This is a genomic window from Geobacillus kaustophilus (genome assembly GCF_000948285.1).
Classification (GTDB): Bacteria; Bacillota; Bacilli; order Bacillales; family Anoxybacillaceae; genus Geobacillus; species Geobacillus thermoleovorans_A.
In genome coordinates, this window is record NZ_JYBP01000003.1 from 2,689,080 (window position 1) to 2,703,528 (window position 14,449).

The 14,449-nt window shown below is 53.8% G+C and carries 13 protein-coding genes and 1 pseudogene; 6 read left to right on the plus strand and 8 right to left on the minus strand.

The window, feature by feature from the left end; all coding sequences use genetic code 11:
• Positions 1-149 precede the first annotated feature (149 nt).
• From LG52_RS13915 to LG52_RS13935, 5 genes are all read right to left on the minus strand, one after another.
• Positions 150-1,802, minus strand: a complete 1,653-nt coding sequence (locus tag LG52_RS13915) for a helix-turn-helix domain-containing protein (RefSeq protein WP_044732388.1) — start codon at positions 1,800-1,802, stop codon at positions 150-152.
• A gap of 175 nt (positions 1,803-1,977) precedes the next feature.
• Positions 1,978-3,387 carry a phosphomannomutase/phosphoglucomutase gene (locus LG52_RS13920; protein ID WP_044732389.1) on the minus strand — a complete coding sequence of 470 codons (1,410 nt, stop codon included), beginning with the start codon at positions 3,385-3,387 and terminating at the stop codon, positions 1,978-1,980.
• Entirely contained in the window at positions 3,338-4,453 is a 1,116-nt protein-coding gene (locus LG52_RS13925) for a glycosyl transferase (RefSeq protein WP_044732390.1), read from the minus strand. Before LG52_RS13925 ends, LG52_RS13920 begins: the two co-directional genes overlap by 50 nt.
• The gene (locus tag LG52_RS13930) at positions 4,434-5,621 is read right to left on the minus strand and encodes a glycosyltransferase family 4 protein (protein WP_044732391.1); all 1,188 of its coding nucleotides are present in this window, start codon (positions 5,619-5,621) and stop codon (positions 4,434-4,436) included. Before LG52_RS13930 ends, LG52_RS13925 begins: the two co-directional genes overlap by 20 nt.
• A complete protein-coding gene (locus tag LG52_RS13935; protein ID WP_044732392.1) occupies positions 5,618-6,661 on the minus strand; it encodes a sugar phosphate nucleotidyltransferase in 1,044 nt (347 codons plus the stop codon). Before LG52_RS13935 ends, LG52_RS13930 begins: the two co-directional genes overlap by 4 nt.
• A gap of 289 nt (positions 6,662-6,950) precedes the next feature.
• On the opposite strand from LG52_RS13935, the gene LG52_RS13940 reads away from it, so the two are divergent.
• The gene (locus tag LG52_RS13940; RefSeq protein WP_044732393.1) at positions 6,951-8,132 is read left to right on the plus strand and encodes a Gfo/Idh/MocA family protein; all 1,182 of its coding nucleotides are present in this window, start codon (positions 6,951-6,953) and stop codon (positions 8,130-8,132) included.
• 66 nt (positions 8,133-8,198) lie between these two features.
• Here the strand turns inward: LG52_RS13940 and LG52_RS13945 are convergent, their stop codons facing one another.
• The gene (locus tag LG52_RS13945; protein ID WP_044732394.1) at positions 8,199-8,648 is read right to left on the minus strand and encodes a (deoxy)nucleoside triphosphate pyrophosphohydrolase; all 450 of its coding nucleotides are present in this window, start codon (positions 8,646-8,648) and stop codon (positions 8,199-8,201) included.
• Positions 8,649-8,779: 131 nt separating this feature from the next.
• Between LG52_RS13945 and LG52_RS13950 the strand changes: the two genes are divergently transcribed.
• Positions 8,780-9,085: an NAD-binding protein gene (locus LG52_RS13950; protein WP_052524521.1), complete on the plus strand. Its 306-nt coding sequence runs from the start codon at positions 8,780-8,782 to the stop codon at positions 9,083-9,085.
• A gap of 109 nt (positions 9,086-9,194) precedes the next feature.
• On the plus strand, positions 9,195-9,959 hold the full coding sequence (locus LG52_RS13955; protein WP_197071956.1) for a sporulation protein: 765 nt from the start codon (positions 9,195-9,197) through the stop codon (positions 9,957-9,959).
• 170 nt (positions 9,960-10,129) lie between these two features.
• Here the strand turns inward: LG52_RS13955 and rlmD are convergent, their stop codons facing one another.
• A complete protein-coding gene (rlmD, locus tag LG52_RS13960; protein WP_044732395.1) occupies positions 10,130-11,518 on the minus strand; it encodes a 23S rRNA (uracil(1939)-C(5))-methyltransferase RlmD in 1,389 nt (462 codons plus the stop codon).
• Between the two features lie 417 nt (positions 11,519-11,935).
• On the opposite strand from rlmD, the gene LG52_RS13965 reads away from it, so the two are divergent.
• From LG52_RS13965 to LG52_RS13975, 3 genes are all read left to right on the plus strand, one after another.
• Positions 11,936-12,361, plus strand: coding sequence for an SRPBCC family protein (locus LG52_RS13965; RefSeq protein ID WP_044732396.1), 426 nt, complete (start codon positions 11,936-11,938; stop codon positions 12,359-12,361).
• Positions 12,324-12,695: an ArsR/SmtB family transcription factor gene (locus tag LG52_RS13970; RefSeq protein ID WP_044732397.1), complete on the plus strand. Its 372-nt coding sequence runs from the start codon at positions 12,324-12,326 to the stop codon at positions 12,693-12,695. Before LG52_RS13965 ends, LG52_RS13970 begins: the two co-directional genes overlap by 38 nt.
• Before the next feature lie 94 nt (positions 12,696-12,789).
• Entirely contained in the window at positions 12,790-13,125 is a 336-nt protein-coding gene (locus LG52_RS13975; protein WP_044732398.1) for a hypothetical protein, read from the plus strand.
• Between the two features lie 67 nt (positions 13,126-13,192).
• Here LG52_RS13975 and LG52_RS13980 read toward each other — a convergent pair.
• Positions 13,193-14,359: pseudogene (locus LG52_RS13980) on the minus strand (IS256 family transposase).
• Positions 14,360-14,449: the final 90 nt, after the last annotated feature.

The window sequence follows — 14,449 nt, forward strand, 5'->3', positions numbered from 1 at the left end:
CGAAGACTAGTTTTTCCTTGATTGTTCCATCCCTTTCGAAAAATAGTTCTTATTTACTACAATTCATTATAATACAAAATGGGGCTCATTCCAATTTCCTACATCCAAAAAAAAAGACATCATGGCACCCATCGTCCAATGATGTCCCCTTAGCGGCGTTGCCGGCGGTGGTTTAGTTGATACACAAGGGCGATCAACTGCGACCGGTCATTGACGCCAATTTTTTGGAAAATGTTCGTAATATGATTTTTCACGGTATGGATGCTAATGAACAACCGTTCTGAAATTTCGCGGTTGCTGCAACCTTGAATGAGCAGCTCCAATACATCCATCTCCCGGGCTGTCAATTGCTCGGACAGCATGTCGATATTGACCGTCCCATCATTCCCACTGTGAGCCTTGCCGCTAATCATCATCGCACCAATCGCGGCCAGCGCCGTCATATACACTTCCGCCTCTTTCGCTTCCCTTTCTTTCTTTATATGAACGGCGAGAACGCCATAGCGGCCAGCGCCGACGAAAAACGGCACTTCCATCACCGGTTTGCCCTCGACATGAAGCAACGCCGGCACCTCGCTTTTCGCCTTCTCACCGTGACAGCCATAGCGACGGCAGACATCATCCCGATAACGAACGGCCATTTCTACGTCCATCGCCCCTTCGTGGACAACCGCTGTTTGGCCATCGCTAGACCATACTAGGCAGACAAAATCGCCGTAAGCGAGCTCCGCGGCGAATTCGGCCATCATCCGGATGATTTCTTCCTCGTTCTGCACAACACGCATGGCCCGTCCAATTTCCACCAGCATCGACAGGCGCATCAAATGACGGTCCATTTCCATATCGGCCTCTGTACATTTAGCCAGGAGCAGCCAATGTTGAACGAGGGCGGAGCCGACCGAACGAAGCGCCGCCGGCAGTGAAGAGGCCGCCTCGCTGCCGATCATGACCCATCCTTCCATTTTTTTTCTGTAGGTCGCCGGATACGCAATCATCGCTTTCGGGCGGATGCCATGGCGGACAAAAAAGGAAAAGCGTGGATCCAAAGCCGCATCTTGAACGTAAACCGAACGAAGCGGCGGCTCCGAAGACAAAAGCGGCGGAAACAACGCATCGATCATCTTGCCGCGCAGCTTTCCGGCCTTTTCCCCGCTTGCCGCTGCCACCATCCATCCTTGCGGACATTTGGCGATATACAACGCCATATCGACGCGTTCATCGAACTCCCGCAACTCAAAAAGCAGCTTGTCCACGTCCGCTAGGGCGGAGCTGTCCGTGACCACTGCTTCGAGCCGTTTTCCGTATTCACGGCATTGTTGCTTGCGGCGCTCGCCGCTGATTAATTCCCCGCATATGACCGCCATCTTTTCTATATCTTTTAACTTCGCTTCGACCGCCCGCGCCGGCAGCGCCACCGATCGTTCAATGGCTGACACCCACTTTCCACCGTCTACCAGCGGCTGTTCGCAAATGAGCCATTTCGTCTCTTCCTCGATAAACACGCCCGCCCAAATCCAATATTCCGCCTTCTCATCGACAAACACGGGAGCGACGATGCTTTTCATGCCAAAACGCCCGACCGGCACGACCGATGGACGCTGCCATCCGTCAATAACAAGTTCTCGCGGGCAGAAAAACGATGGCGCTTCCCTTTTAGCGGCAAACAAAACGAGCTCCGCCAGCTCGGTCATATTCGATACTTTCGTCACGGGAGCACCGTGATCATCGACGATAAGCATGCTCAACTCCGTCAATGCCGCGTATGCATCTTGAATATATTGCAACGATTCACGGATCACCACGCCTTCAACTCTCCTACAATACATTTTTATCCTTATCTATTATGGACAAACTATTTACAAGAAATCAAGCATGAGCCCCCTAACGGCAAAAACAAACCGGCGTGGAAGCCCTGCGGACGGCCCACGCCGGGAAAGAGCGCTTCACAGCAAACGTCAACAGTTTGGAGAAAAAGCATCACCAATCGATGCGCAATTCGAGGGCGGCGAGGCAATCAGCCAACTGCCGCTTAATCTCCGCCAATGCCGCTTCCGTCTTGGCTTCTGCACGCAACACGAGAATCGGCTGCGTGTTCGACGGCCGCACCAACCCCCAACCGTCCGGGAACTGAATGCGGGCGCCATCGACGTCAACGACTGGATAACGGCCGGCAAACCGGTTTTTCACCGCGGCAATGGCGGCCGGTTTTTTCTCTTCCGGGCAGGCGACGCGCGTCTCCGGCGTCGCAACGTAATGCGGCACATCGGCAAACCACTCAGACAGCGGGCGCTCATCGTGCGACAATAAACGAAGCAGCCGCCCGGCGGCGTACAGTGCATCGTCGTAGCCGTAAAACTCGTCGTTGAAGAATAGATGCCCGGACATTTCGCCGGCAAACGGAATCTCCTGGCGGCGGCGCAACGTCGCTTTGACGTGCGAGTGACCGGTCCGATGGAAGAACGGCTTCCCGCCGAGCCGCTCAATTTCCTCAACGAGCGCCTGCGAGCATTTCACTTCAACCGGCGCGTCGGCTCCCGGGTGACGCTCAAGAATCTCACGCCAGAACAGCACCATCAGCTGGTCGCCCCAGCGGATCGCACCTGTCTCATCCACAACCCCGATCCGGTCGCCGTCGCCGTCAAACGCGATGCCAAGGTCCGCCTTCTCCTTGCGCACCATCTCAATCAAATCCGTTAAGTTTTCGGGCACGACCGGGTCCGGATGATGATTCGGAAACGTCGGATCGGATTCACAGTAAAGCGGGATGACATCGCATCCCCACTCTTTGAGCACTTGTGGCGCAATGATCGATGGGGTGCCGTTGCCGCAGTCGACGACGACCTTCAGCTTGCGCGGACCGAGTTGGATTTTCTCCTTCAACATATTGATATATGCCGGAGCAAGGTCAAGCGTTTCCTCGCGCCCCCGCGCTGTTTCAGGACGCGGCTGTTCCTGGCTGAGCCGCTCCATCGTCCGCCGCAGCACTTGGATGCGCTCGCCATAAATCGTCGTTTTCCCCATGGCGATTTTAAATCCGTTCTCATCCCCTGGGTTATGGCTGGCGGTGATGATCATGCCGCATGGAATGTTCGTGTAGTATAAACTGTAGTAAAACATCGGCGTCGTCGAAAGCCCAATATCGACGACATCGCAGCCGCTATCGAGCAGCCCATCTTTGAGCGCCCGATGCAAGCCAGGCGATGACAGACGATTGTCATGACCGACAACCGCCTTCTTCTCGCCTTCCTTTTGCATCATGTCGGCAAAGGCCCGTCCGAGCCAATACGCGAACGACTCATCGAGCTCCTCGCCGGCTCGTCCGCGGATGTCGTATTCTTTAAACACGTGTGCCGGCCATGCGAACGGTTTCGCTGTTGATGGATTCATCGACAACCACCTCCACCGAAATCGATTGAGCGATTGCTGCTGTTAACAAGTAGGATAATGTTGACTCCGCCCCCCGATTCGGGTTCGGGCCGTTCGGGCCAAGCCCGTCGCAACAACTGCCGTCGCTTGGGTCGGCAAGCGGCGCCTTGCCGTCGTTTTGTCCGTAAAACCAAGCGAGGCAGCGGCGGACGACGCCGCGGTAACGCTCGTCGTCCGTCGCCCAATACGCTTCGCGCGCCGCCAAAGCGAGTTTCATCACATCAAGCGGCTGTTGATCCCAATCGGCGCGGTAGCGGCGGCTGCACCAGCCGCGGTTGCCGACCGGACGGATGACACCTCCCGGTCCGCTCATTTTTTCAATAAGGAAAGCAAGGCTTTTTTCCGCCACTTCCTTCACCTCATCCCGCGGCGCGCGCCGATATGCCGTCCAAAGCGCCCACGGCAGCACCCCGTTGGCGTACGTCAACTCCGGTTCATACCAATGCCAATCGTCGCCAGCATGCTCCCAATACGCCGCAAGCAGCCGCTCTTCAAGCCGTGCGGCCAAAGCTGCCACTTCCTCTTGATCGACGCCAAGCGGGCGTCCTTCTGTCAATAAGACGCCGCAAGCGGCCATCCCCCAGGCGAAGCCGCGCAGCGAACGAAGCTCCCATGCCGCCGGCATGGCCCGCCGCAGCATATCTGCTGCCGCCTCGCGCCGCGCCGGATCACTGAGGCGAACGTATGCCAGCGCCGCCGCCCAAAACGACCGCCCGAAGCAGTCGTCTGACGGCGTTTCCTCTTCTTTTGTCCGGTCGAAGAAAAAGTTGTTATGGAACGTGCCATCATCGTTTTGCGCCCAAAGCAAAAATGCCAAATATCGGTCAAGCAAACGGTAGAGCCGCCTTTTTTCTCCTTTGTCTTCGCACAGCGCCAGCCATTCCAGACACGCCCAAATGGCGCGGGCGTTGTCATCGGTCGAATAACCCTCGCGCCGGCGCGGGATGCGGCCAAGGCTATGCTCAAGCAACCCGGTGTCGTCAGTCATGCGCTCGAGGTGATCGAACTTAATGACTGACGGTGCCAACCGTCTTCACCTCCCCGCGTTTCGCAGCGCACATGCGCGCAAACAAGGCGACATGCTGTTCGCCGACGCGCGGCCAATGGGTGTTTGCCCCGATTTGGCGCACCTTTTCCTCCCATCGCTTCAGCGCCGCCTCGTCGGCCAACAGCTGCCCGAGCCGCTCTTCCCAAGCGGCCGTATCGCCATACGGCAACAACAGCTCTTCACAACCTTGCAACAAGTCGCGCGCATGCTCATACGGCGTCGAAACGACCGGACGGCCGACGCCGACCGCATAGGCGAGCGTGCCGCTTGTGATTTGTTGCATGCCCGGATACGGAGTGACATACAAGTCGCACGCCGTCAAGTAATCAATCAACTCTTCTTCGTCAAAATACCGGTCTTCCATTCGGACATGGCGGTCAAGCCCAAGCCGGTGAATGAGCGCCTGCAACTCCTCGCGGTACGCTTCTCCTTCCCGCTTTTTCACTTCCGGATGCGTCTCGCCGGCAATGACATACAGCGTTTCCGGCACTTTGCAGACGACGCCCGGAAGCGCAGCCAAGACCGACTCAATGCCTTTGCCGCGGCTGAGCAAGCCAAACGTCAGCATCACTTTGCGGCCGCTGAATCCGAGGCGGCTGCGAAGCGAATCGCGATTTTCGCTGCTTGGACTCGGAGCGCCGTGCGGGATGTAGACGATTTTCTCCTCCGGAACACCGAACGCCTGCACTAAGTATGGAATCGCCTGCCGGTTCATGACGATGATCGCATCGCTCGCCGCCGCGATTTTTTCCTGAATCGGCCGGTACGGCAGCGGCGGATCGGCAAACACCGTATGGAATGTCGTCACGAGCGGCTTGTTGAGCGCGGCGATGAAATCAAGAACGTATTCGCCCGCCTCGCCGCCGAAAATGCCGAACTCATGCTGCAATAAAACGACGTCGATGTCGCTTTCATTCACCCGTTTGGCCATCTCGGCATACGCAGCGCGGTTTTGCGCCGGAAGCGGCCAATACGCCGGATTGTCGCGATAGGCGTCATCGCCGTCGCTTTCGTTGTACACAACGATGACGCGGTCGCCATCGGATGGGCCCCGGACGCCGTCAATGCTTTGGTGCAAATGTTCCGTAAACGTCGCCAGCCCGCACCGCCGCGGCGGGTACGTGCTGACGTAGGCAATTCGAATCATGCTTGCACCGCCTCCTTGAATTGATTAATAATCGAATCTTCGAACACTTCTCCCGCCGGCGTCACCGTCCGATAGCCGAAAATGCTGTTTTGCAGCCGGCTGCGGTCGCGAATGACAGAGCGGTCCCAAACGATCGTCTGCGCGCAATGGACGCGGGCGCCAATTTGGCAGCGGTCGCCGATGACCGCATTCGGACCGATGACAGCCTGCGAACCGATTTTCACGTGGTCGCCGATGAGCACAGGCGGCACAAACAAGACGCCAGACCCAATCTCCACGTTTTCGCCAACAAACACACCCGGCTGAATTTCGCGTCCTTTGAGCGGAATCGGAAACTCCCGGCTCAACGCATCCCAATGCACTTGGCGATAGCGGGCCGGCGTCCCCATATCACGCCAGTATCCGTTGCTGACGACGCCATATACACCGACATTCTTCTCGATCAACAGCGGGAATGTTTCGCGTTCAATCGATACTTCCCGCTCAGCCGGGATGTAGCGCATCACGTCCGGCTCGAAAATGTACATACCGGCGTTGATACGATTGGACGGCGCTTCTTCGCGGCGCGGCTTTTCGACAAAGCGCAAAATTTGTCCGCGGTCATTTTGTTCTACCACTCCATAAGACGAAGGATCATCGACTTCCGTCAACACAATCGTCGCCATGCCGCCGTGCTGGCGATGAAAATCAAGCAGAGGAATGAGTTGCGGCAAATGCACGATGTCGGCGTTAAACACGAGAAACCGTTCATCAAGCCAACGCTCGGCGTTTTTGATCGCCCCAGCCGTTCCAAGCGGGAACGGTTCGAGCGCGTATGTAATCTTGACGTTCCAGCGCTTCCCATCTTCGAAATAGCGACGGATCACTTCTGAACAATGATGTGTGGCGATGACAAATTCGTTGACTCCTTGGTCGCGAAGATGAACGATGAGGTGTTCAAGCCATGGCCGGTTCGCAATCGGGGCCATAGGTTTGGGGATGTTTTCGGTCAATGGACGAAGACGCGTACCTAATCCTCCTGCCAGCAACAATGCTTTCATTTCGTCATCCCTCCATATCTTTTTTCACAAAAATAGACACATTCTTGACGGATGAACGAGAAAATGAAAGTAGTTCATAGATTGCTAGCACTCGGCTGTGATGGTTGCTAATAATAATATACATAATATTCCTCCTTCTATGCAAGCGAAATGATTGTCGGATGATGTCGATGAGAAATGTTTGATGCTTGCAAATTTCAAAACTTTCATTTTCTCGTTCTTCTTTTTCTTTGCGGTATAATGAGTATCGTTAATGCTATATATATGTGAGGGAGGAGGAGAATACGCCATGATTTCTTCATCATCTTTCCGTTACCATGTTGGCATTGCCGGCGCCGGCGCATTCGCTGAATTTCTTGCCGGCGCGCTCGCTCCGCTTCCTTCCTTTCACCTCGCCGCTGTCGCCGGGCGGACGGGCGAAAAACGCCAGCGCGTCATCGACGCCTATCGCCGCCTTCAGCCGCAGGCGGGCGACGTGCGCGAATACCGCGAAGCTGAAGAATTGATCGTTGATCCACATGTTGATATCGTCATTCTCACCACCCCGCCGCATTTGCACGCTCCGCTTGCCGAGCGGGCGCTTGAGAAAGGAAAACATGTGCTGCTTGAAAAGCCAGGCGGCCTCACCGCCGAGGCGCTGCGAGCGAACATCCAGCTTGCTGTTCGCCAAAACCGGGCGTTGGCGGTCAATCTCGTTCTTCGCTACCATCCGCTCACGGAAGCAGTCAAACAGCTCATCCATCGCTACCTTCTTGGCGCAGTGGACTACGCAAGCCTTCACAACGCCGCCCACCGCGTCGCGGAAGGCCATTGGTTTTGGAACGAGCGGCGAAGCGGAGGCATTCTCATTGAACACGGCGTCCACTTTTTTGAAGTCGGCCGCGACTGGTTCGGCGAAGCCGTCGAAGCGCACGGGTTCGCGCTTCAGGAAACAGACGGCACACGGCCGCGCGTCGGAGCCACTGTGATCCATGAAGGCAAGGGCCGGCGCATCCCTGTCCAGTATTACCACGGCTTTACGATGGACCCTGCCGCCTCAGAGTCGACGCACTGGGACATTCATACGGCGCGCGGGCGCATCGTGCTTGACGGGTGGATTCCGATGCGGCTGTCCGTCTCCAGCCTCGTCTCTGACGAGGAGGCAGCCTGCATTGACGCCTGGCTTGACGCCATCCCGACAAAGCCGTCGGCTGACGCTATCGAACAACTGCAGCAAGCGGCCGACCGGCTGTTGCCGCCCACGGAACCTTCAGCCGCTCCGCGCCGCCCATACGAGCGCATCGTGGTGCTCTCAGACCGCCACGGCTGGTACGAAGCGATCGCCCAAGCGCGCTTTCTTGACTTTTGCCGCTTAATCGAGCATCCAAACGCGCGCGCGCTCGTCACCGCCGAAGACGCCGCCGCCGATCTCGCCCTAGCCGAAACGTGCACCGTGACGGGTAAAGCAGTCGACCCACTTGACATCCGCTAACATGCTGACACAAAAAGAGCCTGGTGCGGCCACATGGCAAACGGCCGCAACCAGGCTTTCTTCACCTCAATCGGCGATAGATCTCGGTCTCATCAGAACATCAAAAACTCCCTTTTGCGCTCCCCCCTCGACCAACAGCGCCTCAACAGTCGGAATGTCCGCCGGCGCCCACTCAAGCGAGCGCAATGCTTGAAGCGGCACCCACCTAAGCTCGGCATGCTCCCGCGCCCGCGGCTCCCCATCGACTAAGCGGGCTTCATACGTCCGCAAATGCACGATGGCATGTCCATATTCATGGCATACATCCGCCAACAGTTTGCCAACGGAAATCGTGCAGCCAAGCTCCTCGCGAATTTCCCGGACTAAAGCCTCTTCGGGGCTCTCCCCTTCCTCCACCTTGCCGCCCGGAAACTCCCAAACGTTTGGCAGCGACATGTCGGGAGCGCGCAAGGCGCATAGGATGTCCCCGCGTTCATTGCGAATGGCTGCCCCGACGACATAGATGGTTCGTTTCATGACGATCGGCTCCTTGTTACTATCTCCCAACCATTGTAGCAAAAACCTCCCCGTTTTCCAAAATAGTGGAACCCTTTTCGGTGTTATGTTACTCTCAACAGTAGAACCATGAAGGAAAGTGAGGGCAAAACATGATCGGGTTTATCGACCTTGGCATTATGGGCAGCCGCATGGCGGAAAACTTGCTCAATAGCGGCTATTCTCTCATCGTCTACAACCGAACGAAAGACTATATCATTCACAACCGCTTTCCGGCTGAGTTTCCGCTCGAACATATGCACAAAGATTTGCACCTCGTCGCCCAATCGGCGTATGAGCGCGGAATCGCCCTGCCTCTGGCGAACTTGGCCAAAGAGCTGTATGGCCTAGCCAAACCATACGGCTGGGGGCAAGACGATTTTTCGGCCGTTTATCGGCTGTTGTCAGGCCAAAAATGACAGTCAAGGGGCGGAACGGCATCGTTCCCGCCTTTTTAATTAAGAAGGACGGAACCTTTTCACCAGGCGCTCCGTATTCTCAACTGAAATCGATGACAAGGAGGAGAACTTGTTGTTCAAAAAACTGTTAAGTTCTATCGGCATCGGAACAGCCACTGTTGATACGAAATTAGCGAAAGCGCAATACGTCCAAGGCGAAACAGTCGAAGGGATTGTCGACATCCGCGGCGGCAGCGTCGAGCAACACATTGATGAAATTTATTTAGCGTTAGTCACGACCTACATTCGCGAAATCGATGATAAGAAACACGAAGAAAAAGCGGTGCTGGCGCGGTACAAAGTAAGCGGCTCGCTGGCAATTGGGCCGAACGAAACGAAAACGATCCCGTTTCAATTCGCCTTGCCGTACGACGTGCCGGTTACGCTCGGCACCTCGAAAGTGTGGCTGCAGACCGGTCTTGACATTAAAATGGCGCTCAATCCGCAAGACCGTGACTATCTCACCATCGAGCCGCACCCGCTTGTCACGGCGTTTCTCAAGGCAGCCGAGCAATTAGGATTCCGCCTCCGCCACGTCCAATGCGAACAAGCGCCGCGCTATTGGCAGCGGCGGCTGCCGTTTGTCCAAGAATTTGAATTCAAACCGGCAAGCGGAGCATTCAAAGGCCGCCTCGACGAATTGGAAGCCATTTTCTTTGTTTCTGAACGCAGCGTGGACGTTCTTTTAGAAATCGACCGCAAGGCCCGTGGACTTTCCGGGTTGTTCGCAGAGGCGCTCGATATGGACGAGACGTTTGTCCGATTCACATACAGCGCAGGCGACATCCCCACATTGCCGCAATTGCTGGCAGATGCGATCAAGAAGTACAGCTAGACGGAGAAAACGAAAAGGATCGTCCGTCATCCTTTTCCTTCCGTCTTTGGAGTTGGTATGTGGTCATAGAGTGAACATCTATCCCTGTAAATGATTTCTATTTATTTCAAAAAGGATGGCGAAAACAATAAATCCCGTTTCTCCCTATCCAAGAAACGGGATTCCTTCCATCATGCTCCCCGAACAAGCAACGCACAGCACTCGACATGCGCCGTATGCGGGAACAGATCGACCGGCTGGACGGTTTTCAACGTATAGCCGAACGGAACCAATTCCGTAATATCGGCCGCAAACATCTCCGGGTTGCATGAGACATACACAACCCGTTCCGGCCGCGCCCGACCGATTTTTCGCATCACCTTCCCGCCCGCCCCTGAGCGAGGTGGGTCAAGAAGCAACAGCTCCGGCCGCCCGAACTGTTCCAATACCTCATCAATGCCGCGCCGCGCGTCTCGCGCTAAAAAGTACGCATTGTCAATGCCGTTGTCCTTCGCATTTCGCTTCGCCGATTCAATCGATGTCTCGACGATTTCAATGCCGGCCAACGCCTTCACCCGCTTGGCAAACGGCAAGGAAAACGTGCCGACCCCGCAGAAGAGATCAATCATTTTCTCATCCGGCTTCGGCTCTCCCATCTCAAGCGCCAGCTCCACCAATTTTTCCGCCTGCACCGGGTTCGTTTGGAAAAACGTATCAAACCAAAGGCGGTAGCGGAACCCGCACAATTCGTCGTAAATAAAATCGCGCCCGGCCAACACATGGGTTTGTTCCGCCTGGGTGCGGTCCGCCCACGCCCGATTCTCAAGCCAAAGCAGGCTTTTCACTTGCGGGAGCGCTTTGGTGATCCGCTCCGTCAAATCGGCCGCTGCTTCTTTCAGCTCCCCTTCCGGCGCCTCGGTCGCAAAGAGCGCCACCATGACCTCCCCCGTCGCAAACGACTCGCGCACCATTAGGTGGCGAAGCAGCCCCTCATGGGTATCTTTGTGATACCCAGGCAACCGATGATCACGGACCCAGCTCGCCACTTCCATGGCTGCTTCGACGATGTTCTTCCCGGCGATGAGACACGTTTCCAACGAAATGATTTGCCGGAAGTTTCCTTGCTCGTGCAGCCCAAGCAAGCCTTCAGGAGAAAACGTAAACTCCATTTTATTGCGGTAATGCCACGGATGCTCCATGCCGATCGTATCACGGACAACGACGGGATCAAATCCGTGCTCTTTCAAGAGCGTCTTGACATGCTCCGTTTTATGGCGCAGCTGCCCTGCATAGTGCCAGTGCTGCCACACACAGCCGCCGCAGCGGTCAAAATGCGGACACCGCGGCTCCAACCGCTCCGGGTGCGGTTCCATCACTTCTTCTAAGCGGGCGATCGCCCGGCGCCGTTTCGGCTCGTCGATCGCGACCCGCACTTTCTCACCCGGGAGGGTAGAGGGAATGGCGAGTTTGAGCTTCTTTCTCTTTCCGTCCTCTTCATGCCAAACGACGGTTTGTCCAATTCCTTTTTTATCCAACTGATGAACTTCTGCCACAAACGAATGTTTCGTCACGCCACCCAATGGTTTCCCTCCTTTATTTAAATGAATCGGCTGTATTTCATTCTTGAGTGTATTGTGCACTTTGTCGCAACGGACTTATGCTTGGCGGAAACATACGCTTTTCATTATAGCAAGGAATGACTGTCGTTTAAAACTGCAGAACATCATTCGCTTTAGGTGAAAAGCGATTATTTTTGCCAAATCGATAGGGTTCGTCGGAAAAGAATAACCGATTTTACAAAGCTTCTCAACTTGAGAAGATCCTGTTTTGAGCTGCTTTTTCATTGAATCACCGGCCCGTTAGAAGACTGGAGATTGGATGAGGGAGACCGATTGAACAAGGATGCTTCATTCGTCTCTACTTGTTTTTAACACCAAAAGGTGATATATTTATTTATGACACCTATTGGTGTTAAATTAATAACTGGAGGGTTCATGATGCAAGCAAAGCCGACATTGCCGGAAATCCGCAAAACGATCGTATTGAATGCCCCCATTGAAAAAGTATGGAAAGCGGTGGCGACATCCGAAGGCATTGCGGCGTGGTGGATGCCCAATACGTTTGAGCCGATTTTAGGCCACCAGTTTGTTTTGCACGCAGGGCCATTCGGCGATTCGCCATGCAAAGTGACGGAGCTCGATCCACCCAACCGCTTAGGGTTTGACTGGGGAAAAGATTGGCACCTTACGTTTGTATTAAAAGCATTAGAAGATGGAAAAACAGAATTCACCTTGATCCATTCCGGATGGAACGCAGACAAAACAACGGAATTTGGGCAGCCTCACACAGTCGTTCGCCACATTATGGATGACGGGTGGGAGAACATTGTCAACCAAAAACTTCCCGCATACATCGAAGGATAAACGGGCCGTTTCCGTGCCGAAGCACGATGTGTTTCACGCCATCGCCGATCCGACCCGCCGCCAGATGTTGCAGCTTTTGGCCGACAACGAATTGTCGATTGCCGCGATTGCCCAATTCTTTCCGATCAGCCGCACAGCCGTCAACAAACATCTTCATATACTAGCGGAAGCGGGTTTGGTCAGCTGTCGAAAAGCAGGGCGTGAAACGAGGTACAAGCTAGAGCCCGAACCTCTCGCCGAACTAAAAACATGGCTTTCTTTCTTTGAACAGTATTGGGATGAACGGCTTGCAGCTCTCAAGCATTTGGTGGAAGCGGATGAGGAGCCATCATGATGACAAAAATCGCATGTATTCACAGGGGTGCAAAGACGGTTCAAGCGATGATCTACACGCCCCCTATCGCTCTGTAAGGAAGGGGAAGAAAAGAATGGAACCTTTCATCTCTTGCCCGCAATGCACAAATCCAATTACAGTCAAAGATGTCATGCATTTTTCCTCGCCTTGGACGATGAAATGCCCGTATTGCGATGTGAAGCTGAAAGAAACGAGAGTCACCCCGTTTTTGCTGCTAGCCGCCGCATGCATCGTCCCGTTGTTTATTTTCGTGATCGTCCGAATCAAGGCATATGCAGCCGCTTATTGGCCAATCGTCGATCACGTGCCGACAATCATCGTGTTTCTTGTTACACTCTATCCCATTTATTGGCTTTACGAACGTTTGACACTCCACACGGCTAAAGCCGTGGGATTCTCTGGTCGTTAGCGTCCTCATCCATTGTGGACAGAGGAAATCCCCTTTCTTTGCTTATTTGTTTATTTACAATATTTGGTTAATTGTAGCGTTCTTCAAACATTCGTTGCAGGACTTCCTGTGCTTCGGCAAATCCTCTTAACTTTCGCCCTGTCCATTTCTCATTAAAATCTTGGATGGTCAAATACACGACTTTTTCCGCGGCTTCTCAACTGCTCAAACTGTTCATCGGCTTTAGACGTTTCCGAATCTCCTTGATCGTTCGTTCGATGGCATTCGTCGTGTAAATCATACTTCGAATACTGCTTGGATAATCCATAAATGTTAGGAGGACATCCAACTCATTTGCCCAAGATTGAACTTCTCTCGGATACTTGCTGGACCATTTCGACTCAAACTGTTGAAACATCTGTAACGCCATCTCCTTATTCGGTGCGCGATAAATCAGTTTGAGATCCTCTGCCACTTCAAATTGATCTTTTTTCCGAACACGATTAAGAGTATTACGGACTTTATGAACGACACAACGCTGCACATCGGCTTTCGGATAAATCGCCTTAAAGGCTTCCTCCAGCCCCGGTAGTCCATCGAATACGCCTAGAAGCACTTCCTTGACGCCTCTTTTGTAGAGCTGTTGAAGAATCTCCCGCCATCCATAGGCGCTTTCTTGTCCTCCCACGAAGAAATCCAGAATTTCTCGATACCCTTCTTCATTCACTCCTAACACCACATAAATGACTTCTTTCTCTACCGCATCGCGGCGAAGTTTCACGTACAAGCCGTTCAAATATAAGACCGAATAACGTTTGGATAGTGGACGATGGTGCCATTTCTTGATGTCTTCTTTCACGACATCGGTAATACGGCTGATCGTCGCTGGAGAATAAGCATTTCCTAGAATTCGTTCGATAAACTTGCCAATTTCCCGTGTACTCATGCCACTTTGATACATCCTAATGATGGCTTCCTCCAGCCAGCCGGTGTGGCGTTGATAAGGAGCAAACAACTGCGTTTGAAATTCTCCGTTTCGGTCTCTTGGCACTAAAAGCCCTTCAATCCGGCCATATTGTGTATCTAGATTTCGTTGATAGCAGCCGTTTCTCATATTGGATGTGTCCGCCTGTTCGATTTCGAGGAAATGTTTGATTTCTTCCCGCATAATCAGCTCTAATTTTTCCTTCACAAACTGACGAATGACACTTTCCAGTTGATTTGCCCAGTCTACATTCGGTATACTTTTAGACATAGGTAGGGTTCTCCTTTCTCTAAGATTTTTGGTCCAATCAGAGAATACCCTACCTTTTTTCCTTTGTTCTATATAAGTTGCAATAAAGAA

Excerpts from the sequence above, each read along its gene's own strand:
- LG52_RS13920 (WP_044732389.1), bottom strand. The coding sequence starts at position 3,387 with ATGAATCCATCAACAGCGAAACCGTTCGCATGGCCGGCACACGTGTTT.
- LG52_RS13950 (WP_052524521.1), top strand. The coding sequence starts at position 8,780 with ATGATCGGGTTTATCGACCTTGGCATTATGGGCAGCCGCATGGCGGAA.
- LG52_RS13965 (WP_044732396.1), top strand. The coding sequence starts at position 11,936 with ATGCAAGCAAAGCCGACATTGCCGGAAATCCGCAAAACGATCGTATTG.
- LG52_RS13940 (WP_044732393.1), top strand. The coding sequence starts at position 6,951 with ATGATTTCTTCATCATCTTTCCGTTACCATGTTGGCATTGCCGGCGCC.
- LG52_RS13975 (WP_044732398.1), top strand. The coding sequence starts at position 12,790 with ATGGAACCTTTCATCTCTTGCCCGCAATGCACAAATCCAATTACAGTC.
- LG52_RS13930 (WP_044732391.1), bottom strand. The coding sequence starts at position 5,621 with ATGATTCGAATTGCCTACGTCAGCACGTACCCGCCGCGGCGGTGCGGG.
- LG52_RS13935 (WP_044732392.1), bottom strand. The coding sequence starts at position 6,661 with ATGAAAGCATTGTTGCTGGCAGGAGGATTAGGTACGCGTCTTCGTCCA.
- LG52_RS13945 (WP_044732394.1), bottom strand. The coding sequence starts at position 8,648 with ATGAAACGAACCATCTATGTCGTCGGGGCAGCCATTCGCAATGAACGC.